Raw genomic sequence first — 25,169 nt, 5'->3', positions numbered from 1 at the left:
TCGCCCTGCCTGCCTGTCAAAGAAGACCGGCGCCACGGGGGCGCCGGCCGGAATTGCGCGGTGCAGCCGCCTAGAAGGTGCCGCGGATGCCGATGCCGACCATGCGCGGCGAGGTCATGCTGCCCTGGGTAAAGACCACATTCCCCCGCGCCGCTTCAAGCAGCGTCGGCGTGCGTTCGTCCAGAAGGTTGTTGACATAGCCGTAAAGCTCGACCCGGTCGTTGACACGGTAGCTGGCATTGACGTCGACCAGGGTAAAGCCGTCCACCGCATAGGCCGGGGTGTTGGCGGTGTTGGAATAATAGCCGTCGATATAGCGCAGCTGCCCGCCCAGGTTCAGCCGGTCGGTCGCATCCCAGCTGGCGCCCAGCGTCAGCATCTTGCCGGGGGCGCGGGCGAATTCGTTGCCCTCGTAGGCGGGCATCTGGTCGAAGCGCTCGAACTTGGTATGCAGCAGGCCCATGCTGCCGCGCAGGGTCAGCGCATCGGTCGCGCGCCAGTCCGCGGCCAGCTCCAGCCCGTAGGCGCGGGCATCCTGGGCGTTCACGGTCTGCAGATAGGTCACGCCGTTGACCAGATGCGCGATATTGTGCTGCGCATCGCTGTAATCCATGTAGAACAGGTTGCCGGTCAGCATCAGCCGCCCTTCCAGCAGTTCGGCGCGGGTGAACAGCTCGTAGTTCCAGACGGTCTCGGCGTCGAACTCGGTCCATTCCTTGGAATAGCCGAAGTCCAGCGAGATGCCGCCGGGATTGTAGCCCTTGCTGACCAGCGCGCCGACGCTCCAGTCCGGCGTCGCCTGATAGGCCAGCGTCAGCCTGGGCAGCAGCGCGTCGAAGGTGTGGTCGTAATCCACGTCGCTGTTGGCGAACAGCGGCGAGACGTCGCCCTGCCGGCGGATATGGTCGCGCTGATAGCGCAGGCCCGCCGACAGCGTCCAACGCTCGTCCATGCGCCAGTTCACCTCGCCGTAAAGGCCCAGGTTCGACTTCTCGTCGCGGAAGGTCGAGATGCCGCCCTGGTTCAGCCATTCGTCCTGGTCGGTGAAGGCGACATAGATGCCGGCCACGCCGCTGAGCCCGTCGGCCGGCGTGCCGAAGGTCAGCTTGCTTTCGTTCGAGTAATTGTCCTGCGCGACATTCGCATCGCCCATGGTCGGCGTGCCGACGCGGCGCTCGACATCCGAGGTCGAATATTGCGTCCTGCTGCTCAGCACCAGGCCGTTGCCGATGTCGTAATCCACGTCGAGGATCGCGGTATCGGTGGTCTGGTCCCAGCCCGGCATCCAGGTGGCGATCGATTCCAGCTCGTCATAGGGTTCCGAGGCGCCCTCGGCGCTGGGGCGCTTCATCCGGCTGTGGCTGTAGGTCAGCTTGGCGGACAGGCCCGGCAGTTCGGCCGGCTGCCACAGCAGCTTCAGCCGCGCATTGGCGTTCAGGAAGTCCTGCCCGATCTCGTTCTGGATGAAGTTCGAGCCGACATAGTCGATGAAGGTGTCGCGGGCCGAATAGTCCAGCGAGACCCGCGCGGCCAGTTCCTCGGTGATCGGCCCCGACCACATGAAGGATGCGGCGCGCTGGTTGTAGTTGCCGCCTTCCAGCCGATACGCGCCCTCGGGGGTGAAGCTGGGATCCTTGGTGTTGACGATGATCGCGCCGGCGATGGCGTTCGCGCCCTGCGCGGTGGTCTGCGGGCCGCGGAACACCTCGACGCCGTCCACGTCCCAGGTCGAGGTCGCGCCGAAGTAAAGCTCGTTATAGCTGAGATAATGGCCGTCGAGGTTGATGGTCGCGCGCGGCACCGATCCGGCGAAGAAGGCGTTGGCGCCGGTATGCGGCCCCTGCGCGTCCTGGCCGCGGATGACCGGCGTGCTGACGTTGTCGGTATAGAGCACGTTCGGCGTGCCGGCGATGACGCTGCGGACCTCGGCCTTGCCGGGCTTTTCCTTTTCCAGCTCCTCGGCCGTCACCACGGAAACCGAACTGGGGGTCTCCATCAGGTCGCGGGTGATGGTGTCGCCGGTGATGATGACCGTCTCCAGCGTGATGGCTTCGGCGGGGGCTTCCTGCGCCTGCAGCGGCGCTGCGACCAGAAGCGTGACCAGGCTGACCCCTTGCGTCAGCCGCCTGCGATGATTCTTGGGCATGGGTTCCTCGGGCTTGTCGGCAAAAGCGCGGGCTGGCAGGGGAACCTTGCTGGCGGCATGTGTGCCCCATTGCGCAATGCATTCCGCATGTCAATCACATAGCGCGCCCGCCCCTTTGCCATCGCCGCCGCGCCGCGCTAGTGTTGCGCTGCTGCCGCACGCCCGATCCGCGAGCCAGCCGCAAGCGCAGGAGAAACCGCCCATGATGGAGTTCGAGCCCTTCCTTGACGAGGATGCGAAGCTCTCGGGGCAAAAGCGGTCGGGGACGATCCAGTCGATCACCATCGCCATGCGTTTCCTCAACATCCTGGCCGGGGCGGAACGCGCCCTGCCGCTGGCCGAGATCGCGCAGCTGTCGCGCACCGGCCGCTCGACCGCGCATCGCTACATGCAGAGCCTGGTGAAAGAGGGGCTGGCGGTGCAGGATCCCGCCTCCAGCCGCTATGACCTTGGCCCGGCGGCGCTGAGCCTGGGCGTCGCCGCGCTGCGCCGGGTCGATGCGGTCGAGATCTCGGGCACGCAGATGAAGCAACTGACCGAGAATCACGGGCTCAGCTCCGGCGTCTGCATCTGGACCGAGCGCGGCCCGACCATCGTGCGCTGGTATCGCAGCGCGCATTTCGCCATCACCGCCGTCAGCCTTGGCGACGTGCTGCCGGTGGACAACACCGCCTGCGGCCTGGTCTTCCAGGCCTTCCTGCCCCGCACGCAGATCGAGGCCGCACGCCGCCTGCAACCGGCCAGCTTCCGCGGCACGCCGCCCGGCAAGGCGGCGATCGACCGCATCCGCGCCGAGGGCTGGGCGGAACTGACCAGCCACCTTCTGTCCAACGTCACCGGCCAGGCCGCGCCGGTCCTGGATGCGCAGGGCGAGCTGGTCTGCGTCGTGACCACGGCCGGCAACCTGGGCAAGCTGGATTCGCCGCAGGCGGGGCTGGCGCTGCGCGACGCGGCGCGGCTGATCAACCGCGCGACCGGCGGGCAAAGCACCTTCGACTGATCAGCCGCCGCCCAATTCGCCGCGCGGACGCGGGATCACCATCGGCCGCCCGGTCAGCGGATCGGGCTGCACCAGCGCATCGAGGCCAAAGACCTGCCGCATCAGCGCATCGGTGACGATCTGGTCGGGCGCGCCCTCGGCCACCACGGCGCCATCGTTCATCGCCACCAGATGCGAGGCATAGCGAAAGGCCAGGTTCAGCTCGTGCAGCACCGCGACCACGGTGCGGCCCTGCGCGTTCAACCCGGACAGAAGCTCGAGCAGCTCGACCTGATGCACGATGTCCAGGAAGGTCGTCGGCTCGTCCAGCAGCAGGATGCCGGTTTCCTGCGCCAGCGCCATGGCGATCCAAACGCGCTGGCGCTGGCCGCCCGACAGCTCGGCCACCGGGCGCCCGGCCAGGGGCAGCGTGCCGGTGGTTTCCAGCGCCGCGCGCACGGCCCGCTCGTCCTCGGGCGACCATTGCTGCAGGAAGCCCTGGTGCGGAAAGCGGCCGCGGGCCACCAGCTCGGCCACGGTCAGCCCGTCCGGCGCCACCGGCGATTGCGGCAGCAGCCCCAGCCGCCGCGCCACCTCGCGCGAGGGCAGACCCAGGATCGCCTTGCCGTCCAGCACCACCTGCCCCGCATCGGGCACCAGCAGCCGCGCCAGGGCGCGCAGCAGCGTCGACTTGCCGCAGGCGTTGGGCCCGACGATGGCGGTGAACGACCCGTCCGGTATCGCCAGCGACAGGTTTTCCGACACCACCCGCGCCTGGTAGCGCAGCGTCACCGCATCGGCATGCAGGCGATGGGACATTCCCGTTCCTTCCCTTGAGCCGCCTTTTTCCGGCGGCATGTGTATTGCATTGCGGAATGCGCTCTGCAATATGGTTTCAGCCATTGCGCCGGAGCCCGGTCCGGCGATCAGCCATCCCTGCTTTTCAGACCAGCGCCCGCGACATGCTGCAGGCGGAAAGGATGCCATGGCCAGCCCGAACACGGAATCCGTCGAAGATCCTGACGACCTGCTGTCGCAGCAGGATCACATGCGCGACATGGATCGCGTCCAGCTGGAGGTGGCCGAGATCCGCCGCCCCTTTCCCTCGGTCGCGCGGGTGGTCGGCCGCATCGACGCGGCGGACCCCGCCGCCTGGCTGCCCGCGAACCTGGCCGTCCGCATCGAGGTCGAGACGCCCCAGGGCCAGCGGCCGGTCTCGCGCATCTACACGATCCGCAGCTTCGAGCCCGCCAGCGGCACGGTCGAGATCGACTTCGTGCTCCATGACGACGACAGCCCGGCGATGCGCTGGCTGAAGGCCGCCCGCGCCGGCACGCGCGCCTGGATGATCGGGCCGCGCCAGCACCTGGTCCCCGGCCACGCCCCCGACAAGCGCGCGGCGATCTTTGCCGACGAAACCGCGATCCCCGCCGTCCACGCCATCCTGGGCGCATGGCCGCAGGGTACCCCCGGCAGCCTGTGGATCGAGACCGCCGAGCCCGGCGCGTTCGAGGAACTGCCGCGCCTGCCCGGCATCGACTATCACCTGATCCGGCGGGACCGGCCCGCGGGCACCACCGGCGCGCTGCTGGCCGCCGCGCGCAACGCCATCACCACGCCCAAGGGCTGGACGCTCTGGGCCGCCGGCGAGCGCCAGGAAATGCGGGATCTGCGCAGCCATTTCCGCGCCCTCGGCCTGGCCCGAGAGGACGTGCGCGTCTTCGGCTATTGGAAGCACGGCGCCAGCAGCTCCGAGATCGACCGCATCCGGCTGCGCGAATATGCCGAGATCCGCAAACGCGGGCTGCGGCTGGAAGACCTTGACGACGCCGAACTGCCGATCTGAGGAATGCCCATGCCCACACGCCTCGCTCCGCTGCTCCTTGCGCTGAGCCTGCCCACCGCGGCGCTTGCCGACGAAGGCTGGCCGCGCAGCATTCCCGACGCCCTGGGCGAGGCGACGGTGGCAGCGCCTCCGCAGCGCATCGTCTCGACCTCGCCCAGCCTGACCGGCATCCTGCTGGCCATCGACGCGCCGCTTGCGGCCACCGCCTCGGCCATGGTCGGGCCGCTGACCGACGACAAGGGCTTCTTCACGCAATGGGCCGCCACCGCCGACCAGCGCGGGGTCGAGGTGCTGTATCCGAACCTGAATTTCGACATCGAGGCGCTGATCGTGCAGGAGCCCGACCTCGTCGTCGCCTCCTCCGTCGGCGGCGACAGCATCCTGCCCTATCTCGACCAGCTGCGCGCGCAGGAGGTGCCGGTGATCGTGCTGGACTACGCCAACGACGGCTGGGAGGAACTGGCCCACAGCCTGGGCCGCGCCACCGGGCACGAGGCCGACGCCGCCCGCATGACCCAGGATTTCGCCCGCCGGGCGGCCGAGGCGAAGGCGGGGCTGTCCCTGCCGCCGGGCGATGTCAGCATCGTGTCCTACAATTTCTCGGGCACCTATTCGGTCGGCAAGCCCGAAAGCCCGCAGGCGCGGGTGCTGGCGGCGCTGGGGTTCTCGGTCGCGGGCCTTCCCGACGAGATGCGGGGCGAGGTCTCGCGCTCGGCCGATTTCGATTTCGTCTCGCATGAGAACCTGCCCGCCGCGATCACCGGCGACAGCGTCTTCCTGCTGAACGGGACCGAGCAGACGGTGCGCGAATTCAGCGCCGATCCGGTGCTGGCCAACCTGCCCGCGGTGCGCGAGGGCCGGGTCTATCCGCTGGGGCCGAACTCGTTCCGGGTGGATTACTACTCGGGCCTGCAGATCATCGAGACGGTCGCGCTCTATTTCGCCAAATGACGCCGCTGTTGCGCCCGGCGCCGGCAGGGCGGCAATACGCGGCCGGCGCGACGGTGCTGGCGCTTCTGGCGCTGGCAAGCCTGGCCGTCGGCTCGCGCCCGGTGCCGCCCTCGCAGGTGCTTTCGGCGCTGTTCGGCTTCGACCCGGCGAACGACCTGCATCTGGTGGTGCGCGCGCTGCGGCTGCCGCGCACGCTGCTGGCGATCTTTGCCGGCGCGGCGCTGGGGCTGGCCGGTGCGGTGATGCAATCGGTGACACGCAACCCGCTGGCCGAACCGGGCCTGCTGGGGGTGAATTCGGGCGCGGCCATCGCGGTCGTCTTGGGGGCCTCGGCCTTCGGGCTGACGCAGATGGCGCAATATGTCTGGTTCGGCTTTCTGGGCGCCGGGCTGGCGGGGGTCGCGGTCTTCCTGCTGGGCCGGGCGCATGAAAGCGGCACCGACCCGGTCCGGCTGGTGCTGGCGGGGGCCGGGATCTCGGTCCTGCTGGGCGCGGCGGCGAGCCTGGTGATCCTGAACTCGGGGCTCGAGGTGCTGGACCTGTTCCGCAACTGGGGCTCGGGCGCGCTCGAGGGGCGCGGGCGGGCCGTGGCGGCGACCATGGGCGTGGCGCTGGCGCTTGGCGGCGGGCTGGCGCTGGCGCTGGCGCCGGGGCTGAACGCCATGGCGCTGGGGCATGACAGCGGCCGGGCGCTGGGGCTGCGGCCGCAGCGGTTCTGGGCGCTCGCCTGCCTGTCGGTGATGATCCTGGCCGGCGCCGCGACGGCCGCGGCCGGGCCGATCGGCTTTGTCGGGCTGGTCGCGCCGCATCTGGCGCGCGCCGTCACCGGGCCGGACAACCGCCGGGTGCTGCCGCTTTCGGCGCTGTTCGCGGCCTCGGTCCTCCTGGGCGCGGACATCATCGGCCGCGTCGTCGCGCCGCCGGCCGAGGTCGCGGCCGGCATCGTCGCGGCGATCCTGGGCGGGCCGTTCTTCGTCCATGTCGTGCGCCGCTTCCGGCTGGCGCGGCTATGATCCTGCCCGAGACCCGCGTCCTGCGGCTGGGCCGCGCCTCGCTGCTGTGGCGGCCGCGCGCGCTGGCGGTCTGCCTGGCGCTGCTGCTGCTGTGCCTGGTCCTGGCCCTGCTGCTTCTGGGCACCGGCACGGTGCGGCTGTCGCCGGCGCAGGTGGTCGAGGGGCTGGCCGGCACCTCGGGCGAGACCACGGTGACGCGGGTGCTGCGCGGCATCCGCCTGCCGCGGGTGCTGACGGCGGCGCTGGTCGGCGCCTCGCTGGGCATGGCCGGGGCGGTGTTCCAGTCGCTGTCGCGCAATGCGCTGGGTTCGCCCGACGTGATCGGCTTCACCACCGGGGCGGCGACCGGGGCCATCGTGCAGATCGTCCTGTTCAACGCCGGCACCTTCCAGGTCGCCTCGGCGGCGGTGGTCTCGGGCCTGGCGACGGCGGTGGTGGTGCTGGCGCTGGCGCGACGCCGGGGGACCGAGGGCGGCTATCGCCTGATCCTGGTCGGCATCGGCGTGGGCGCGGTGCTGACCGGGGTCAACAACATGCTAATGGTGATGGGCAATCTCGACCGCGCCATGTCGGCGCAGATCTGGCTGGCCGGATCGCTGAACGCGCGCAGCTGGTCGCATGTCTGGCCGGCCCTGGCGGGGCTGGCGCTGTTCGCGCCGCTGCTGGCGCTGAACGCGCGCCGCCTGGCCGTCCTTGAGCTGGGCGAGGGCATGGCGGCCCAGCTGGGCCTGAACATCGCCCGCACCCGGGTGCTGCTGGTCATCGCCGCCGTCGGGCTGACCGCCGTGGCCACCGCCAGCGCCGGCCCCATCGCCTTCATCGCGCTGGCCGGGCCGCAGATCGCCCGGCGCCTGACCCGCGCGCCGGGGGTGCCGCTGCTTTCCGGCGCATGGACCGGCGCGGCGCTGCTGCTGGCGGCGGACCTGATCTCGCAGCGCGCGCCGCTTGGCCTGCTCTTGCCCATCGGCAGCATGACCGGATTGTGCGGCGGGCTCTACCTGGTCTGGCTGCTGGGACAGGGTGGCGCGGGGGCCGGCAAGCGGTGAACCTTTGTCCGGCCATCCGCAGAAACAGGGGATCTCCTCATGCACGAGGCGCGGGCAACGCGCGCGGCCGTTGCAGCAAGGCTTGACCCTTTCTCGATGATGGACAAGCCTGTGGCGGGCGCCTTGCGCGCCATTCGATACCGGGAATTTCATGCAAGTTGCTGTTTCCATGGCCGAGTGCCGGCAGACCCTGCTGTCCTTTGGCTGGCTGGCGCAAAAGCCGGGCGCGTTCCAGTCCGCCCTTCTCGACGAGGCGAGGCTGCGCCATTACGAGGCCGGCCAGTATACCCATCACATCGGCGACGGCCTGGGCGGATTCTACGGGATCGTCCGGGGCAGCTTTGCCGGGCTTGGCCCGACCCCGGATGCCGGCATCGCCATGGGGCATATCTTCCGGCGCGGCGACTGGGTGGGGGAAGGGCCGATGGTCTCTCGCCAGCCGCGGACCCTGTCCTTTCGCGCCATGGAGCCGGCCGCGGTGCTTTACGTCTCGCTTGCGGCCGTGGACAGGATTTGCCGGCGCCTGCCCGAGGCGGCGCTGCATTTCGGCTCTCTTTCGGAATACAACCTCGACATAGCGGTCCGCTGCATGGCCGACCTGCTGATCCGGCGGGCGGATCGCCGGACGGCGGCGGTGCTTTTGCGCGTGGCCGGCACGGGCCCCTGCGAGGACGCGCCCGAGACCTGCCGGCTGACGCAGAACGACCTGGCCGAAATGGCCAACGCCTCGCGCCATATCGTGAACGAGACGCTGAAGAAGCTGGAGGCCCTCGGCTGCATCGAGGTCGGCTATGGCCGGATAACCGTGCTGAGGCCGCAGGGCCTGCGCGCCTATGTCACCGGGACCGAGGGCTGATACCCCGGCCATCCGCTCTCGGGTCCTGTCCTTTCAGGCCACGTCGCGCATTCGCCCGCGCTCCATACCCTCGGTGCCGGAAAGGGCGTCCTTGGCCATCTCGGGCGTCACCCGGCCTTCGGCGCGGCCCGCAGCGATCTGGCGCAGCCTTCCCTTGATGGTCTTGAAGTCGGTGGGCAGGTCGTCGTGGATAAGCTGCAGCACGACCCATCCGATGGTAAAGGCGATCATGTCGGGATTCCGGGTATGGCGAAGGTTTTTGCTCATAATCGCGCCTATGCAAATCTGGTGGGGACAAGGGGCGCCCGTGGGCGCCGTCTCCGGGTATAAGCGGACGGCCGATGGCCGGAATGTTGAGAATTCGACATTTCGGAAAATATGCGGCCGCCGCCCTGCCCGGTTCCTGCCCGGCTCCTGCCCCGGCCGCGGGGGATGCGGCCCGCGGAAGCCCGTCCAAACATTGGGGAAAACGCCGCGGCTCATGCAACTGCATGTTGAAAAGGCCGAACGCTCGGGCCATGGTGGTCCCATCTTCCTGCTCCCGGCGATCCTGCGAGGCGTCCATGACCGGCAAGGCCAATCCCGACCTGATAGATTCGCTGGACCGGATCGCGCGGGAGGGGACGGGGCTGTTGGGCGCGGCCGGGGTCGCGCGGGCGGGCGCGCTGCCAGCATGGTTCCTTGGCCCCAAGGCCGAGAACGAAGCGGTGCTGCGCGAACTGGTCGGGATGGCGATTTCCGGCCATGTCGCCGCCCGGCGGGACTATGCGCCGCAGGATCCCCGGCTGGGACCGGACCGCGTCTTCGAAAGCGACGCCTATCGCGCCACGGTCGAGCGCATGCGCGCCTGTCTTGCCGAGATGATCGGCAAGCTGGCCGGGTCCACGCCGCTTTCCAGCTATCGCAACCAGTCGCACATGTATTGGGACATCACCCTGCCGGGGGTTGCGGGCTATATCGCGGCGCTGCTCTTCAACCAGAACAATGTCGCGGCCGAGGCCTCGCCCGTCACCACCTTGCTGGAGATCACCGTCGGGCGCGAGTTGTGCCGGATGGCCGGCTTTGACGATGCGCAGCGCCCGCCCTGGGGCCATGTCACCTGCGACGGCAGCGTGGCCAATGCCGAGGCGATCTGGGCGGCGCGCAACCTGAAATACCTGCCCTTCGCGGTGGCGGAGGCGCTGCGCGAAGTGCCGGCCCTGGCCGCGGCCCGCGGGCTGGAGGTGCGGACCGGACAGGGGCAGGCCCGGCTGCTGGAGCTGGACGCCTGGGGGCTGATGAACCTGCCGGTGCGGACGGTGCTGGACCTGACCGGCGATCTTGCCCGGTCGGCCGGGGTCGAGCCCGAGGCGGCGGTCGCCGCGCTGGCAGGCCGCACCGTGCAGGATCTGGGCCTGGCCGAGATGCACCGCCGCCATGCCCCCGACCTGCCGGTGCCGCTGGTCCTTGCCCCGGCGACGGCGCATTATTCCTGGCCCAAGGGCGCGGCGCTGCTGGGCCTGGGACGCACCGCGCTGCGCAGCGTGCCGGTGGACGACAACGGCCGCATGGAGATCGGCGCGCTGGAGCGGATGCTGGCGGAATGCCTGGACCAGCGCCGGCCGGTCATGCTGGCGGTCGCCGTGCTGGGCACTACCGAGGAGGGCGCGGTCGATCCGCTGGACCGCATCGTCACCCTGCGCGAGGCGTTCGGCGGCCGCGGCCTGGGCTTTGCGCTGCATGCCGACGCCGCCTGGGGCGGCTATTTCATGTCCATGCTGCGCCAGCCGCCGTTGGGCAGTTCGGACCCCAACCACATGCTGGACATCGACGACGACGACGCGCCGCCCGGCATGCACCTGAACCCGCGGGTCGAGGCGCGCCTCGAGGCGGCGCGGCATTGCGAGACGCTGACCGTGGACCCGCACAAGGCGGGGTTCATCCCCTACCCCGCCGGCGCGCTTTGCTATCGCGACGGCGCGATGCGCGATCTGGTCAGCTTTGCCGCGCCGGTGGTCTTTCACGACGGCGTGGTGCCGACGGTCGGCATCTATGGCATCGAGGGCTCGAAGCCCGGCGCCGCGGCGGCCTCGGTCTGGCTGTCGCATCGGGTGATCCCGCCCGACCAGTCGGGCTATGGCCGGTTGCTGGCGAAATGCATCTTTGCCAGCCGCCGCTTCTATGCCGCGCTGCGGGCCGGGTTCCCGGCCGACGGGCCGGTCGCCGTCACCCCCTTCCAGCGCCTGCCGGCCGAGCGCCGCGGCCTCGACCCCCAGGCCGTGTCCGAGCAGGAGCGGCGGCTGCACGACGAGATCGCCTGCCTCGACAACGATGCGCTGGTCGACCGGCTGCTGGCCGATCCGACGCTGATGGCGTTGTTTCGCAGCATCGGCTCGGACACCAGCATCGTGCCCTATGCCTTCAACTTCCGCAGCGAGCGCGGGCTCAACACGGACCTAGGGCTGATGAACCGGCTCAACGACGCCATCTTCCGCGCGCTGAGCCTGGAAGAGGCGCCCGTTTCGGGACCGCCGCCGAAGCCGATGTTCGTCACCGCCTCGGAATTCGACCCCGCCGTCTATGGCGAGGGGTTCGTCGCGCGCTTCGCCCGGCGGGCCGGGGTCGAGCCGCAGCCGGGCATGGGCGTGCGCTTCCTGATCTCGACCCAGCAGAACCCGTTCCTGACCGCGACCGAGGACGGGGATTTCATTCCGCGGCTGATCGCGATCCTGCGCGAAACCGCCACCGAGGCTGCCGGGGAAATCTGCCGGGCCGCCGGATTGCGTCTGAAGAAAGGATGAAGATGGATCATTGCCCCGAACACGATCCGGCCGGGCCGCCGATCAGCAACATGGCGCATCAGCACGCCTTCACCATCGTCGGCGCCCAGACGCTGTTCGGCGTCCACATGACGCAATACCATACCGAGATGCACAAGTATCAGCTGGTGCTGCGCTTTTCGGTCCCGGCCGAGGTCGCCGCCGCCCTGCGCGAGATCCGGGCGCGCTATCCGCGCGACATCTTCGTGCTGGCCAACGACGAAAGCGACGAGTTCAACATCCCCTCGGTCGCGGCCGGGCTGAAGCCCACCTTCACCGGCAACATCTTCCAGGGCATCCCGCCCTTCGGTCCCGAGGACGAGAAGGACCCGCATTTCTTTCCCTGGCAGCTGACGCGGGTGCGCCCGGTCTTCGGCAAGATCCCGGTCACGGTCGAGCGCGTGGTGTATTTCCGGCCCTTCTCCCATGCAGAGCCCCTGCCCGAGGTCGCGCATTACCTGATGTTCGGCCGCGGCGCCGAGGCGCATATGACCGACCTGCAGACCGCGCCCGTCGCCCTGGCCGCGGACGGCGGCATGCTTTTCGGCCCCGGCTACGACCATGTGTTGAGCCTGGCGGGGACGCCCGGCTGGATCGCGCCGGACATGCTGGAGGCGGGGATCGTCGTCACCCTGCCCTCGATCCCCTTGCGCGGCCCGGACGGGCGGCCGCATATCCCCTGCGCCATCCCCATGGCCGAGGGCGAGGCGGTGGTGCTGGATTATCGCGGCCTGCCGCGCGACCCGCCCCTGACCGCGGTCGCCGGCCCCTCGTTCTTCTGCGCCACCGCGGTCTGCAACAGCGAGGGGCTGGACGTCTGCCCCGAGGATCAGTCGATGCACGCCTCCGAAACCCCCGACGAATACCTGGTCAGGCCCGATGTCCGATAGCGCCTCGCAGCCCGAATTCGGCAACGAGCAGCTTTGGCTGCAGATCTTTCGCGACGGCCATCCGGTGCTGATGGGCAAGCAGCGGCGCTACCGGCGGCTGCCGGGCCTGCCGCGCTGCAAGCTGTGCTTCGCGCCCTTCGGCGGCTGGGGCGGCTGGGTGGCCCGGCGGATCGGCCTGCGCCCGTCGAACCGCAACCCGCGCTTCTGCAACGCCTGCGACAGGTTCATCGAGCAGTTCCCCGGCGGCGCCGAGGTGCCGATCAGCATCCTGTTCTGCGACCTGCGCGGCTCGGTCGCATTGGGCGAAAGGCTGGGCGCGGCCGCCTATGCCGCGACGGTGGCGCGGATGCGCGACACGGTGGTCGCGGCGCTGTGGCAGCATGACGGCTTCGTGCTGGAGTTCCAGGGCGATTCCGTGATCGGCGTCTGGCCGCCCGGCTTTTCCGGCAAGGACCATGCGCTCAAGGCCGTCGCCGCCGCCCGCAGCATGGCCCGGACGCTGGCGCGGCAGGAGGATGCCGGCGACGACCCGATCCGCGCCGGCATCGGCCTGCATACCGGCACGGCCTTCCTGTGCACCTTTTCGGCGGCCAGCGGCCTGCTGCAAGAGGTCGGCGCCTTCGGCCAGGCGATGAACATCGCCGCCCGCCTTTCGGCCCTGGCCGAGCCGGGGCAGATCCTGGCCACCAGAGCCGTCTGCGACGCCGCGCGGCAGGCGCCCCCGCCGCTGCGCCAGGTCACGCTGAAGGGCATCGACGAGCCGGTGGAGATCACGGCTCTGGCCTGATCTGCTCGCCCGTGTCCAGCGCGGCGGCCAGCCTGGCGCGCGAGGGCACGTGCAGGCTGCGGCCCCGCCTTTCCAGCACCCCCAGCCGGGCAAGCCGGCTCATCTCGCGCGAGACCGCCTCGCGATGGGTGGCGATGCGGGCGGCCAGCTCCATATGGCTTGGCGCCGGGTCCAGCAGATGCGGCCCGTCGCCCGGCGCGGCCAGCAGGCGCAGCAATTCGCGCACCAGCCTTTCGCGCACCAGGAGCGTGCCGAATTCATAGACCCGCTCGGACAGGCCGCGGATGAGGCCGACGAAATGCAGGTGGATCGCACCGGCAAAATCCGGCTCTCGCATCAGCCGCTGGAAATCCTGGGGCGAGACCCATGCCGTGCGCCCCGCATCCCGCGCCACCACGCTGGTCGAGCGCGCGCCGCCGTCGATGGCGGCCAGGATGCCGACCAGGTCGCCGGGCACGACGCGGGAAAACAGGACCATGCGCCCCTCGGGCGAATGGGCCAGAACGTCGGCCTCGCCCGCCAGCATCAGGAAGACGCGCCGGTCCCGGTCGGCCTCGCGGATCAGTTCGGCGCCGGCCGGGTGGCTGCGCTGATGCGCGGACGCCATGAACATCGCCCGCGCCTCGCCGGTCAATTGCATCGCCTCTCTCCCATCGCGCGAATGATCCACAACCGGCGCGATTATTCCCCGGCGCTGTGGCAAATGCCACTGCGCCGATTCGCGGAATGCGCGAAACAGGTCTTACCCAAGGCGGCAACGCCGCGGACCATTTCAGACCCGCGATTTCGGAGGAAAATCATGTCTCTGCAGAAAGTCGGCAATTTCAGCCTGCACAATGGCGGCGGCTTCGTCGCCCGGATGAAGTTCGCCTATATCGACGACGAGGGCCAGAAGAAGAGCACGCGGGAAACCGGCGACATCCTTCTGGGCCAGACCAAGACCGCGAAACTGGAAGAGTTCGACATCCCGGACGGCGCGCTCGTCTATCTGCATGTCGACGTGGTCTGGGGCAAGGACAACGAGGCCGCGCGCGCCTTCACCTACGAGCGCGGCAATACCTGCACGGCGGCCTATACGATCACCGGCACGACGCTGTCGAACACGCTGGGGCTGATCGACGTGAACTGCTGAGCCCTTCCTTCAGGAGGATTTTCCATGACGCTGCAATATCTCGACACGCTTGGGCTTGGCGCCATCATCGTGGATGCCTGGCAAAATCACCTTGAAACCGAGAAGGACCCGGCCGGCGGCCAATGGTTCGCCAACGGTCCCGGCAACAACGGCGGGCTGTTCGGCAAGCTGACGGACACGCTGGCATCCGAACTGGTCTTAGACGTGCCGGCGCAGACCTTCAGCGTCTACCAGTCAGCGGCGGCGACCGGGATCGTGGACAACCGCAACGGCCTGACGCCCGAGCAGACGGTCGGCCTGTCCTGCACCTTCCAGGACACGGTGACGACGACGCATTCGGTCAGCAAGGCGGTCAAGACGGGCACCACGGTCTCGATCAAGGGCACCATCGACGCCAAGGTGGTGAAGAAGGAATTCGGCATCAGCTTCACCGCCGAATATTCGCATTCCTGGACGGATGCGACCGCCGTGTCGAAATCCGAGTCGCGCAGCTTCAGCGTCTCGGTGCCGGTGCGCAACGTGCCCGCCGGCCGGGTCTGGCAAGTCGTGCTGATGGCCAACAAGAAGGAACTCAGCATGCCCTATCGCGCCGACATCATCCTGAAGGGCAGCACGGTGGCGAATTTCCTGTCGCCGATCCGTGGCCAGAGGATCTGGCAGGCCGATGCCGGCACGCTGTGCGAATGGATCAACCGCCATGGCTCGGCGGGCGACGAGTCCTGGAGCTATGGCCGCGATCCCGCCGATCCCACGCAGGGGCGCATTTCCCTGCTGGGGACGCTGAAGGCGGTCCATACGGTCAATTTCACCGTGCGGACGCTGGATCTGACCGAAAGCTTCCGACCCGATGGCGACGGTGGTCTGGTCCTTGCGACCAACGCCGGGTCGGAAGCGCCTGTTGTTGACGAGGTTCTGGTTACCGAGCTTGCCGCTGCCTGAATCTCCTGGCAGGCCGCGGCGGCCCCGCCCCTTTCCGCAGATGGCAGCTGCGGAAGAGGCGGGGCTTTCCCCTTTCGCCGGGATCGGGTTTCCCGGCCCGCCCCCTTGCCGCCGGTCACGGCTCGAGCGGAAGGAACATCGGCAGGACGACGATCCCGACCAGCAGAAGCGCCCAGCAGGCGCGCGGGAACCATGTGGCCAGCAAGACCCTGCGCCGCGCATCCCTTGCCGGGACCAGCGTCAGCAAAAGCAGGGCCGCGCCAAGCGCATAGGCGGCATGGACCACCCAGTCGCGCACATGGACGACCCGCCCCGCGGGCCAGTTCGCCTCCTGATAGGCGGTCGTATGCGCGACCAGCAGGATGAAGGCCAGCGACCCGAGGCTGTTCATTGCGGCGGCAAGGGGCAAGGCGTCGTCTCCGTTGCAAGGCGATGAGAACCCGGAGCCTTACGGCCTGTGCGCCTGGGGCGCAATCCGCCCGCAGCGGTCGCCGCCTGCGATGCCGATGTAAAGCATACTTGACATCTGCAGCCTGCGGCCCGACTGTAAAGCGCGCTTTACATCGAGGACATGAAATGAGCCGGATAGCCCCATCCTTCATCCTGAGCATGCTGGCCTATATGGTCACGCTGGCAGTCTCGTTGCGCCTTTTGAACGGCAACGACTGGGGCCAGACGATGCAGATCGTCGTTTCGATGGCGCCCATGGTTCCGGCCGTCCTTCTGTGCTGGTCGGTCGTGCGCGCCATCCGCGCGCTGGACGAATTGCAAAGGCGCATCCAGTTCGAGGCATTCGCGCTGGCCTTTGCCGGCACGGCATTGCTGACCTTCAGCTACGGGTTCCTGGAAAATGCCGGCATGCCTCGGCTGTCCATGTTCGCGGTCTGGCCGCTGATGTGCGCGCTCTGGACCCTCGGGCTGGTCATCGGCCGGCTGCGCTACAAATGAACAACCGCGTGCAGCAGCTGCGCCAGGAGAAAAGCTGGTCGCAAGCCGAACTTGCCGCGAAACTGAATGTCTCGCGCCAGACCGTCAATGCGATCGAGCGCGAGAGATACGATCCCAGCCTCGAACTTGCCTTCAGGATCGCACGTCTCTTCGACCGGAAGATCGAGGAGATCTTTCTGCCCTGATCCCGGTTCGGCAGGCCACGGCGGCCTGATCCGACCGGGCCTGGTGCCTGACCGGATGCCTGGCGGGGCAGGCCGGGGGCGCGGGCGGTCGGCGCGCCGCGTTGCAGCGGATCACGCGCCCGCCATCCGGTGCCGCCCGATGGGCAGCATCATCGGGCGCCCCGAAGTCGGGTCCGCGATGATCCGGCTGTCCAGCCCGAACACCGCCCGCACATTCGCCGCCGTCAGCACCTCGTCCGGGCTGCCCGACACATGCAGCCGCCCCGCCGCCATCGCCACCAGGTGATCGGCATAGCGCGCGGCAAGGTTGAGGTCGTGCAGAACCATCACGATGGTCGTGCCGCGGCGCTGGTTCAGGTCGGTCAGCAGGTCCAGCACCTCGACCTGATGGGCAATGTCCAGGAATGTCGTCGGCTCGTCCAAGAGCAGCAGGTCGGTTTCCTGCGCCAGCGCCATCGCGATCCAGACGCGCTGGCGCTGCCCGCCCGACAGCTCGTCCACGGCGCGCTCGGCCAGGTCGGCGGTGCGCGTGGCCTCCAGCGCGGCGGCGACGGCCTGGTCGTCGCTGCGGCTCCATCGGGACAGGATGCCGTGATGCGGATGGCGGCCCCGGCTGACCAGATCGGCCACGGTGATCCCCTCGGGCGCCGTGGGCGATTGCGGCAGAAGGCCCAGCACCTGCGCCAGCTTGCGCGGCGCCATGCGATGCACCGCCTTGCCGTCCAGCAGCACCTGGCCGCCACGCGGCGCAAGCAGCCGCGACATCGACCGCAGCAACGTCGATTTCCCGCAGGCATTGGCCCCGACGATCGCCGTCATCCGGCCCGGCAGCACGTCGAGGTCCAGCCCCTCAAGGATCAGCCGGTCGCCATATCCGGCCGACAGCTGCTGCACGCAAAGGGTATGGGCGGTCACAGCGAGCCTCCGGTGCGGTTGACGCGGATGATGAGATAGATGAGGTAAGGCGCGCCCAGGGCCCCGGTCACGACGCCCACGGGATAGCGCCCCGGCAGCAGGAACTGCCCCGCGTAATCGCCGGCCAGCACCAGCGCCGCGCCCACCAGCGCGGCGGGCAGCAGGGCCGAGCCGTTCGGCCCGACGATCCGCGCCGCAATCGGCCCGGCAAGGAAGGCGACGAAGGAGATCGGCCCGACCACCGCCGTCGCCACCGCGATCAGCCCGACCGCCGTGACCACCACGAGGGCGCGTGTCCGTCCGACATCGGTGCCCAGCGCCGAGGCCGCATCGTCGCCCAGCCGCAGCGCCTCGAGATCGCGCGTGCGCAAGACCAGCAGCCCGCCGAAGACCAGCAGCGACAGCAGCACCGGCACGGCCTGCGCCAGCTGCGCGCCGTTGAGGCTGCCCGCCAGCCAGCGGATCGCCTCTTGCAGATCCCACGAGGGCGCGCGCGACAGCGTGTAGGAGATGAAGCTTTGCATCATCGCCTGCACACCGATGCCGACCAGGATCAGCCGCGTGCCGGCGACGCCGCCGCGAAAGGACAGCGCATAGATCGCAATCGCCACGCCCAGCCCGGCCAGGACGGCAAAGACCGACACCGCCGCGCCGTCGAGGCCCATCACGACGATGGCAAAGACCGCCGCGGCGCTGGCGCCCGAGCTGATGCCGATGATGTCGGGGCTGGCCAGCGGGTTGCGCAGCATGATCTGGAACGCCGCGCCGCCAAGGCCGAAGGACAGGCCCGCCAGGATCGCCATGACCGCGCGCGGCAGGCGCAACTGCCCGACGGTGAAGGAGACGCCCGGCACCTCGTGCCCGGCCAGCACCCGCAGCACGTCCTGCGGCGGGGTGAAGCTTTGGCCCAGCATCAGCGTGACGGCGAACCCCGCCGCCAGCAGCGCGAGCGCCGTCCAGATCACCCGGCTGCGGTAACGCGCGCGGCGCAGGCGCCCGGCGGTGACGGCATCGGCGATCATAGCTCGCGGACCCTCTGGCGGCGGACGATCCAGATGAAGAAGGGCGCGCCGATGAAGGCGGTGACGATGCCGACGTCAAGCTCTCCGGGGCGGGCGACGATGCGGCCGACCACGTCGGACGCGACCAGCAGCGCCGCGCCGGTCAGGGCCGAGAACGGCAGCAGCCAGCGATGATCGACCCCCACCAGCAGGCGGCACAGATGCGGCACGATCAGCCCGACGAAGCCGATGGGGCCGCAGACCGCGGTTGTCGCCCCGCAAAGCAGGATCGCCGACAGCGCAGCCGTTGCGCGCGCGACCGCGACACGCTCGCCCAGTCCCGCCGCCATCTCATCCCCAAGCGCCAGCGAGTTCAGCTTGCGCGCGGATGCCATCGCCAGCAGCAGCCCGAGGGCAAGGAAAGGCAGCACCGGCTGCATCCGCGCGAATGTCGCCCCGCCGACGCCGCCGATCTGCCAGGCCTGCAAGCCCCCGGCGATGTCGCCGCGCGTCAGCATCACCGCCACCACCAGCGAGTAGAAGGCGATCGAAGTCGCCGTCCCCGCCAGCGCCAGCTTCAGCGGCGTCGCGCCGCCTCGGCCGAGCGAGCCGATGGCATAGACGAAGACCGCCGTCGCGCCGGCGCCGCAGATCGCGACCCAGACGAAGCTGTGCGCGGCGCTGATCTGGAACCAGGCGACCGCGACGACCACGGCCAGCGCCGCCCCGGTATTCACCCCCAGGATGCCCGGATCGGCCAGCGGATTGCGCGTCACCCCCTGCATCAACGCGCCCGAAAGCCCAAGCGAGGCCCCGGCCAGCGCCGCAAGCATCGTGCGCGGAATGCGGGCCGAGACGGCGGCCTGCGCGATCGTTCCGACCTCTCCGCGCAGCCCGGCCAGGATGTCGTCAAGCCCCACCTGCCGGGTGCCGATGGCCACCGACAGCGCGCCAAGCAGCAGCAGCGCGGCCAGGACCACCGCCAGCCACAGCAGCCGCGCCCGCGCGGCGCGCCGCGGCAAGATGGTCGCGGGTTCGGTCATTCGGCTTTCTGCGCGGCCTCGGCCAGCATGGCGACGTAATCGTCCAGCACCCAAGCGATGCCCAGGGGCGTCGGATTCGCCGCGTTCCCGACCGGATCGTTCTTCAGCATGACGATGCTGCCATGGGCGACGGCGGGCATGTGGCTGACCAGAGGATCGGCCTTCATCGCGGCCAGCAAAAGCAGGTTGCCATAGGTCACGACGATGTCCACATCCTCGAAGGCGTCGATATTCTCGGCACTGACCGAGCCCGCGAACTTGCCAGGCTGCGTGGCATCCACGACGCTTTTCGGCATCGACAGGCCAAGATCCTGGAAGAACTTCACCCGCGTATCGTTGGCCGTGTAGAAATTCACGACGCTGAGGTTCGTGGTGTCCAGATGGGTCACGAACATCGCGGTCTTGCCCTGCAAGGCGGGATGCGCGGCAAGCGTGTCGGCGATCTGCGCCTCCATCCTGGCGATCAGCGCATCGCCTTCGGCCCCCATGCCCATGCCGGCGCTGTTCATCTGGATCATCCGCCGCCAATCGGTCGTCCAGGGCGAATCCGGGTAGGCGACGACCGGCGCGATTTGGCTCAGCGTGTCGTAATCGGACTGCGTCAGCCCGGAATAGGCGGCAAGGATCACGTCGGGGTCCACCGCCGCGACGGCCTCGAAATCGATACCGTCGCCTTCGTCGAACAAGGCCGGCGTGTCCGCGCCCAGTTCGGCCAGCTTTTCCTCGACCCAGGGCAGCACGCCGTCGCCGTCGTCGTCGCCGTAGTTCGCCGCCGCCATGCCCACCGGCACGACCCCCAGCGCAAGCGGCACCTCGTGATTGCCCGAGGCGACCGTCGCCACGCGGAGCGGTTTTTCCGTGATCGTCGTGGTGCCGAACGCGTGCGGGATGCTGACGGGAAACCCGGCCTCATCCGCAAGGGCGGGGGCGGCGGCCGTCATCAGGACCAGCATCGCAGGGCGCAGAATCCGCATCGTCATGGCCTTTCCTGGCAGGTTCGCCTGCGGATTTCCCGCGCAAGCGGACATGCGTCAACCCGTGCCGACCAAGGTATCCGCTTTTTCCCAAAGATTCCGACAAAAAAAGTGGGATTCTACAAGACAGGTTCGCGCCATCGGCCCTAGAAGCCCCGCCAGCATGACCGCCACGCCGTCCCTGCCCCAGCCTCGGGCACCGGGGGGCTGCCGTCATTCCAAGACCAGCCAGCCTCGGCCCCTCCTCTGATCCGCAGGCAGCCAGCAGCAACAACAACATCCATGCGGGACCTTGAACCATGGCACATGACATCCGGCGCGGCCCCCGCCGCCACCTTACCGCCCTTCTGCTGGGCTGCACCGCCCTGATCGCATCCCCGGCCCTGGCCCAGGATCCCGCGCCGCCGGATTCCGGGGCGGGAACCGAGGAATCGCCCTATCGCCTTTCCCCGATCATCATCAACGCCAGCGGCCCGTTCGACGACGACGCGAACACGATCGTCGCCAGCGAATTGTGGGTCGGCGGCAAGGTGGCGACCAGCATCCTCGACACCCCGGCCTCGGTTTCGGTGATCACCGAAAAGGAGATGCGCGACCGCAGGGCCACCACGCTGGAAGAGGTGCTGAGCTATTCGGCGGGCATCCACACCGACTATTGGGGGACGGACGACCGCAACGAATACTATCTCGTGCGCGGCTTCCAGGCGACGACCTATCGCGACGGGCTGACCCTGGGCTCGATGCGCGCCACGCGCGAAGAGCCCTATGCCTATGAGCGGGTCGAGGTCATCCGCGGCGGCAACTCGACGCTCTTCGGCACTTCGGATCCGGGCGGCACGATCAACTTCGTGACCAAGCAGCCGCGCTTCGAGCGTTTCGGCGAGGTCTATGGCTCGATCGGATCGCCGCGGAACGCGGAATACGGCTTCGACGTGGGCGACACGCTGAACGCCGATCAGACGCTGGCTTGGCGCCTGACTGCCAGGGTGCAGGACGGCGAGCGGGAATACGACTATTCGCGCAACGATTCCACCTTCGTCATGGGCGGCCTGTCCTGGCAGCCCACCACGGCGACCAAGCTCAGCGTGATCGCGGATTACCTGAAGCGCGAGAACACGCCCAACAGCGGCGGCTATCCGCTGGACCGCGAATACGACCGCAGCGACTTCTTCGGCGAGCCGGACTTCAACTATCAGAACGTGGAGCGCTCGAGCATCAGCGCCCTGTTTGAGCATGAGTTCGACAGCGGCCTCAGCCTGCGTGCGAACCTGCGCTACAGCGACCTGAAAAGCGATTTCGGCTATGTCTATCTGTCGGACAGCGCGGCGCGGACCGGCACCATGGTGGATCGCTGGTATTTCGGCGGCAACTCCACGGCCAAGGAACTGATCGGCAACGTCATCCTGCAATACGACCGCAGCTTCGAAGCCTTCGACAGCAGCACCGTGGGCGGCATCGAGTTCCGCGACGCATCGACCACCAGCGCCCCGTTCTATGGGCTTTACACACCCATCGACGTGGCCAATCCGGTCTATTCGGGCGCACCCGGCGCGCTGGCAGCGCCCTACGAACTGCGCGACAACGACTACAAGACCCAATCGCTGTTCGTGCAGCAGAACCTGTCCTTCGACGACAAGATCATCGCAACGGTAGGCCTGCGCCACGACTGGCTGGACATCGAGGAAACGCTGAACGGCGTGCGCTCCAGCGGCGATTACTCGGAAACCTCGATCCGCGGCGCGCTGACCTACAAGATCAACAGCGAAATCTCGGCCTATGCCAGCTATGTCGAATCCGTCGCGCCTCCGGGCGTCGGCGCCGAGCCGGAACGGGGCGAGCAATACGAAGTCGGGGTGAAATACCAGCCGCTTGGCACCAATGCGCTGATCTCGGCCTCGGTCTATGACCTGCGCAAGAACAACGTCACCGTCGCCGTGGTCCAGCCCGACGGCAATATCACCCGCGAACTGGTGGGCGAGCAGCGCGTGCGCGGCTTCGACCTGGAAGGCAAGGCTGAGCTGGCGAACAACCTCGACCTGATCGCGTCCTATTCCTACATGGATTCGGAAGTCGTGCGATCCGCGCCGATCCGGGGCGTGGAAGTGGAAGGAAACGAGTTCTCCGAGGTTCCCAACCACATGGCGTCGCTGTGGCTGAACTATACCCTTGAGGGCAATGAGACCCGCGGCGACATGACATTCGGCCTGGGCGCGCGCTACGTCGGTTCGTATTTCCACACGATCTCGAACAACACGGGCAAGGCCGATGCCTCGGTCACGCTTGATGCGGCCTTCAACTACAAGGTGCAGGAGAACACCAGCCTGGCGGTCAATATCAGCAACCTGCTGGACGAACAGCATGTCGTCGGGCGGGGCACGGCGGATTACTACAATCCGGGCCGCACCGTCGCGGTGACGCTGCGCCGCACCTGGTAAGCCGACGGCCCGGCCGTCGTCGCGACGGCCGGGCCCCTAGCTGACCAGCTGCATCCGCCGCCAGGCGGCGGGCGTTTCCCCGGCGACCTGGCGGAACACGCGCGTCAGATGCGCCTGATCGGAAAAGCCGACCTGGGCCGCGACATCGGCAACGGTCAGGTCGGTCTCGACCAGCAGCTTCTGCGCCTGGCCGATGCGTTGCGCCATCTGCCATTGCAGCGGCGTCTGCCCGGTCGTCTGCTTGAACACGGTCGCAAACCAGCTTTCCGACAGCCCCACCGTCGCGGCCATCTCGGCCACGGTCAGGCGGTGATCGCCCGCCTTTTCAAGACGCGCGGCCAGGCGGTTCATCTGCGCCGGGGTCAGCCCGCCGCTTGCACGCTCGGCCCCCTCGTGCGGAATGTCCAGAAGCCCGGTCACGATGCTGCCGACAAGGCTTTCGGCGAAAACGCCGTGGCGCGAGGGCTGCGCGACCTCTCCGACCAGCAGCCCGGCCAGGGTGTGGATCGCATCGGCGTCCTGGATCTCGACCGGGCGGCGCAGCGCGGCCAGTGCGGCGGATGCCCCCACCGTCGGCGTCAGGAAGCGCATCATCCGGTCCTTGTGGATATGCAGGTCCAGATGCGCAAAGACGTGATGGCCGGTAAAGCGCGACCACATCGGCACGCCCGCCGGGACATAGAGCGCCCGCATCATCGGTCGCCCGCTGCGTCGCATTTCGTCGTCGCGGTTCGAGATCAGGATATGCGAGGACACGTCGTCGAAGAAGAACATGATGCGCGGGTCGGGCGACAGGTAATAGCCATGCGCGCCGGCCTGGCCTTCGGCTTGCCAATAGACGCTGACCAGCCCGTCCAGCCCGCGCCATTGCACCGGCGACACGCAGCTGATGCCTTGGGTATAACAGATCATCGAGTGACGATAGCTCATCGTCCGAAAGCCCCGCTCGTGCTGAGTATTCCAGATGGCATGCCTGTCAGGCGCGGCGCAGCAGGGCGCGAGGCGTCATCTCTGGGAAGCGATCCATTGTCGACCACGCATGATGCGGGAAACGGCCCGCCTTGGCAATATGGCGGGCCCCCACGTCGTTTCGGCCGGGCCAGGCTGGTGTATTTTCGCGACGCAGCGCGGGCCGGCCGGCGGGACCGCCCGGCCCATCCCGCCCATGGCCGCGGGATGATCATGACCGGCACGCAATGTGGCTGAAACGCCACGAACGACATCCGACAAGAATGCCAGGGAAGCGGCTTGCGCTCCCGGAGTGGGTCATGACAGTGCGCTCGCCCGCAATCTGGTGATAGACCACGAGTGCCGGCGGCGCTCTGTCACCCTCCACCAGGTCGGCGACGACGCGCTGCGGCAGGTCGCCGACCCGTCGCCGGGCGCGGAAACCATCGTCCATGACCGGCAGCGCTTCGCATCGTCAGGCGCGCGCGGGCGGACCTGCCGCCGCGTACGCGGCTGGCCTTCGAACAGCATCGGCTGGGAGGGGCTCGGCAATGCCGAGATCGGGCAGCGCATCGGCCTGTCGACGACGCAGACATGGATGCTGATCCGCGATGCAGCGCCTTTGCGAGACAATGAACCTCGGCTTCCTCTACGCACCGCACTCGGAATCGCTGCAGGCCCTGTCGCCCGACCTGTTCCTCGGCGCTTTCGGCATCGGCGCGCCAATCGCGGCGCTGGAGCGGATCGCGCCGGTCATCTCGATGCCGATCCACGCGGCGGGACCGACAGCTTCCCGGCCACCGAGGCGCCTTGCGCCGAGCCGGCGCAGTCACCGGCTCGATCATACGGCGACCGATGTCGACCGCGAAGACGACCCCGCGCCCGCCAGCGTCATCTCGGCAGCTTCCCGCTTGACGTCCCAGCTGCGACGAAACAGCCCATCCGCTGATCACCGCGGGGCCTCGGCCCGATCCGCGTGACCATGGATGGCACAGATGCAGGATCTGTTCCGCCGGTTCGTCGGGCAGAGTGCATGCTGGCTTTGGCCGACATGGTATTCCGCGAGGATCTGGCGCCTGAATTCATGCAGAAGTTTCGGTGGCGTCCTGGCAGGGGATTTCTTCCTCTCGAAACCTGGATGAGGTCGTTTCAACCGCCCAGTCCTGCGCGGTTTCCCGTCCCGGATGGGTGAAATCTGCCGTCATCTTGGTCCCTCCCGATGTTCAGCTTGCGTCGCGGCGCGGCAGGGCGTCCTGCCGGATCATGTCCGCCGCCTTTTCCCCGATCATGATGCAGGGCGCGTTGGTATTGCCCGAGGTGATCGTGGGCATGACCGA

At 68.6% G+C, this 25,169-nt stretch carries 25 protein-coding genes; 15 read left to right on the top strand and 10 right to left on the bottom strand.

Going from position 1 to position 25,169, the window contains the following annotated elements; all coding sequences use genetic code 11:
• Positions 1-70: 70 nt before the first annotated feature.
• Positions 71-2,146, bottom strand: a complete 2,076-nt coding sequence (locus tag IT40_RS11875) for a TonB-dependent receptor (protein WP_036755085.1) — start codon at positions 2,144-2,146, stop codon at positions 71-73.
• Positions 2,147-2,348: 202 nt separating this feature from the next.
• Between IT40_RS11875 and IT40_RS11870 the strand changes: the two genes are divergently transcribed.
• Positions 2,349-3,146 (top strand): IclR family transcriptional regulator, encoded by a 798-nt coding sequence (locus tag IT40_RS11870; RefSeq protein ID WP_036755083.1) that lies wholly within the window; start codon positions 2,349-2,351, stop codon positions 3,144-3,146.
• On the opposite strand, the gene IT40_RS11865 is transcribed toward IT40_RS11870, so the two are convergent.
• Positions 3,147-3,944, bottom strand: a complete 798-nt coding sequence (locus IT40_RS11865; RefSeq protein ID WP_036755081.1) for an ABC transporter ATP-binding protein — start codon at positions 3,942-3,944, stop codon at positions 3,147-3,149.
• A gap of 166 nt (positions 3,945-4,110) precedes the next feature.
• Between IT40_RS11865 and IT40_RS11860 the strand changes: the two genes are divergently transcribed.
• The 5 genes from IT40_RS11860 to IT40_RS11840 all read left to right on the top strand — a co-directional run bounded on the left by IT40_RS11860 (position 4,111) and on the right by IT40_RS11840 (position 8,837).
• Complete coding sequence (locus IT40_RS11860; RefSeq protein ID WP_036755078.1) at positions 4,111-4,971, top strand: siderophore-interacting protein; 861 nt, start codon at positions 4,111-4,113, stop codon at positions 4,969-4,971.
• 9 nt (positions 4,972-4,980) lie between these two features.
• Complete coding sequence (gene fepB / locus IT40_RS11855; protein WP_084197078.1) at positions 4,981-5,922, top strand: Fe2+-enterobactin ABC transporter substrate-binding protein; 942 nt, start codon at positions 4,981-4,983, stop codon at positions 5,920-5,922.
• An 8-nt stretch (positions 5,923-5,930) separates the two neighbouring features.
• The gene (locus IT40_RS11850) at positions 5,931-6,935 is read left to right on the top strand and encodes a FecCD family ABC transporter permease (RefSeq protein ID WP_243700215.1); all 1,005 of its coding nucleotides are present in this window, start codon (positions 5,931-5,933) and stop codon (positions 6,933-6,935) included.
• Positions 6,932-7,981, top strand: a complete 1,050-nt coding sequence (locus IT40_RS11845; RefSeq protein WP_036755069.1) for a FecCD family ABC transporter permease — start codon at positions 6,932-6,934, stop codon at positions 7,979-7,981. Before IT40_RS11850 ends, IT40_RS11845 begins: the two co-directional genes overlap by 4 nt.
• Positions 7,982-8,132: 151 nt before the next feature.
• A complete protein-coding gene (locus IT40_RS11840; RefSeq protein WP_083539140.1) occupies positions 8,133-8,837 on the top strand; it encodes a Crp/Fnr family transcriptional regulator in 705 nt (234 codons plus the stop codon).
• 33 nt (positions 8,838-8,870) lie between these two features.
• Here IT40_RS11840 and IT40_RS11835 read toward each other — a convergent pair whose 3' ends face one another.
• Positions 8,871-9,104: a hypothetical protein gene (locus tag IT40_RS11835; RefSeq protein ID WP_036755063.1), complete on the bottom strand. Its 234-nt coding sequence runs from the start codon at positions 9,102-9,104 to the stop codon at positions 8,871-8,873.
• Positions 9,105-9,400: 296 nt separating this feature from the next.
• Here IT40_RS11835 and IT40_RS11830 point away from each other — a divergent pair, with 296 nt between their 5' ends.
• From IT40_RS11830 to IT40_RS11820, 3 genes are read left to right on the top strand one after another with little or no spacing between them, the layout of a single operon-like run.
• The gene (locus tag IT40_RS11830) at positions 9,401-11,617 is read left to right on the top strand and encodes a pyridoxal phosphate-dependent decarboxylase family protein (RefSeq protein ID WP_052095880.1); all 2,217 of its coding nucleotides are present in this window, start codon (positions 9,401-9,403) and stop codon (positions 11,615-11,617) included.
• Between the two features lie 2 nt (positions 11,618-11,619).
• A complete protein-coding gene (locus IT40_RS11825) occupies positions 11,620-12,525 on the top strand; it encodes a hypothetical protein (protein ID WP_116171179.1) in 906 nt (301 codons plus the stop codon).
• A complete protein-coding gene (locus IT40_RS11820) occupies positions 12,515-13,312 on the top strand; it encodes an adenylate/guanylate cyclase domain-containing protein (protein WP_036755059.1) in 798 nt (265 codons plus the stop codon). The genes IT40_RS11825 and IT40_RS11820 overlap by 11 nt, the downstream gene beginning before the upstream one ends.
• On the opposite strand, the gene IT40_RS11815 is transcribed toward IT40_RS11820, so the two are convergent.
• Positions 13,296-13,952 (bottom strand): Crp/Fnr family transcriptional regulator, encoded by a 657-nt coding sequence (locus IT40_RS11815; RefSeq protein WP_052095879.1) that lies wholly within the window; start codon positions 13,950-13,952, stop codon positions 13,296-13,298. The genes IT40_RS11820 and IT40_RS11815 overlap by 17 nt on opposite strands.
• A 159-nt stretch (positions 13,953-14,111) precedes the next feature.
• On the opposite strand from IT40_RS11815, the gene IT40_RS11810 reads away from it, so the two are divergent.
• Together IT40_RS11810 and IT40_RS11805 are read left to right on the top strand one after the other, a co-directional pair.
• Complete coding sequence (locus IT40_RS11810) at positions 14,112-14,444, top strand: hypothetical protein (protein ID WP_036755057.1); 333 nt, start codon at positions 14,112-14,114, stop codon at positions 14,442-14,444.
• Positions 14,445-14,468: 24 nt separating this feature from the next.
• Entirely contained in the window at positions 14,469-15,383 is a 915-nt protein-coding gene (locus IT40_RS11805) for an ETX/MTX2 family pore-forming toxin (protein WP_036755055.1), read from the top strand.
• A gap of 115 nt (positions 15,384-15,498) precedes the next feature.
• On the opposite strand, the gene IT40_RS11800 is transcribed toward IT40_RS11805, so the two are convergent.
• On the bottom strand, positions 15,499-15,792 hold the full coding sequence (locus IT40_RS11800) for a hypothetical protein (protein ID WP_208021355.1): 294 nt from the start codon (positions 15,790-15,792) through the stop codon (positions 15,499-15,501).
• 167 nt (positions 15,793-15,959) lie between these two features.
• On the opposite strand from IT40_RS11800, the gene IT40_RS11795 reads away from it, so the two are divergent.
• Complete coding sequence (locus IT40_RS11795; protein WP_036755049.1) at positions 15,960-16,331, top strand: hypothetical protein; 372 nt, start codon at positions 15,960-15,962, stop codon at positions 16,329-16,331.
• An 8-nt stretch (positions 16,332-16,339) separates the two neighbouring features.
• Positions 16,340-16,516: a helix-turn-helix transcriptional regulator gene (locus IT40_RS11790; RefSeq protein WP_275600360.1), complete on the top strand. Its 177-nt coding sequence runs from the start codon at positions 16,340-16,342 to the stop codon at positions 16,514-16,516.
• A 111-nt stretch (positions 16,517-16,627) separates the two neighbouring features.
• Here IT40_RS11790 and IT40_RS11785 read toward each other — a convergent pair whose 3' ends face one another.
• From IT40_RS11785 to IT40_RS11770, 4 genes are read right to left on the bottom strand one after another with little or no spacing between them, the layout of a single operon-like run.
• On the bottom strand, positions 16,628-17,431 hold the full coding sequence (locus IT40_RS11785) for an ABC transporter ATP-binding protein (RefSeq protein ID WP_036755043.1): 804 nt from the start codon (positions 17,429-17,431) through the stop codon (positions 16,628-16,630).
• Positions 17,428-18,453, bottom strand: a complete 1,026-nt coding sequence (locus IT40_RS11780) for a FecCD family ABC transporter permease (protein WP_036755040.1) — start codon at positions 18,451-18,453, stop codon at positions 17,428-17,430. Before IT40_RS11780 ends, IT40_RS11785 begins: the two co-directional genes overlap by 4 nt.
• The gene (locus IT40_RS11775; protein ID WP_036755037.1) at positions 18,450-19,475 is read right to left on the bottom strand and encodes a FecCD family ABC transporter permease; all 1,026 of its coding nucleotides are present in this window, start codon (positions 19,473-19,475) and stop codon (positions 18,450-18,452) included. The genes IT40_RS11780 and IT40_RS11775 overlap by 4 nt, the downstream gene beginning before the upstream one ends.
• Positions 19,472-20,455 carry an iron-siderophore ABC transporter substrate-binding protein gene (locus IT40_RS11770; protein WP_036755034.1) on the bottom strand — a complete coding sequence of 328 codons (984 nt, stop codon included), beginning with the start codon at positions 20,453-20,455 and terminating at the stop codon, positions 19,472-19,474. Before IT40_RS11770 ends, IT40_RS11775 begins: the two co-directional genes overlap by 4 nt.
• 293 nt (positions 20,456-20,748) lie before the next feature.
• On the opposite strand from IT40_RS11770, the gene IT40_RS11765 reads away from it, so the two are divergent.
• Positions 20,749-22,884, top strand: coding sequence for a TonB-dependent siderophore receptor (locus tag IT40_RS11765; RefSeq protein WP_036755032.1), 2,136 nt, complete (start codon positions 20,749-20,751; stop codon positions 22,882-22,884).
• Positions 22,885-22,920: 36 nt separating this feature from the next.
• On the opposite strand, the gene IT40_RS11760 is transcribed toward IT40_RS11765, so the two are convergent.
• Positions 22,921-23,814, bottom strand: a complete 894-nt coding sequence (locus IT40_RS11760; protein WP_181180866.1) for a helix-turn-helix domain-containing protein — start codon at positions 23,812-23,814, stop codon at positions 22,921-22,923.
• Between the two features lie 650 nt (positions 23,815-24,464).
• On the opposite strand from IT40_RS11760, the gene IT40_RS11755 reads away from it, so the two are divergent.
• Positions 24,465-24,812, top strand: coding sequence for a hypothetical protein (locus IT40_RS11755; RefSeq protein ID WP_147307301.1), 348 nt, complete (start codon positions 24,465-24,467; stop codon positions 24,810-24,812).
• Positions 24,813-25,169 lie beyond the last annotated feature (357 nt).

The sequence above is a fragment of the Paracoccus versutus genome (genome assembly GCF_000763885.1).
GTDB lineage: Bacteria > Pseudomonadota > Alphaproteobacteria > Rhodobacterales > Rhodobacteraceae > Paracoccus > Paracoccus versutus.
Note: the sequence above shows the minus strand (reverse complement) of the source record. Positions and strands in the feature narration are given on the sequence as shown.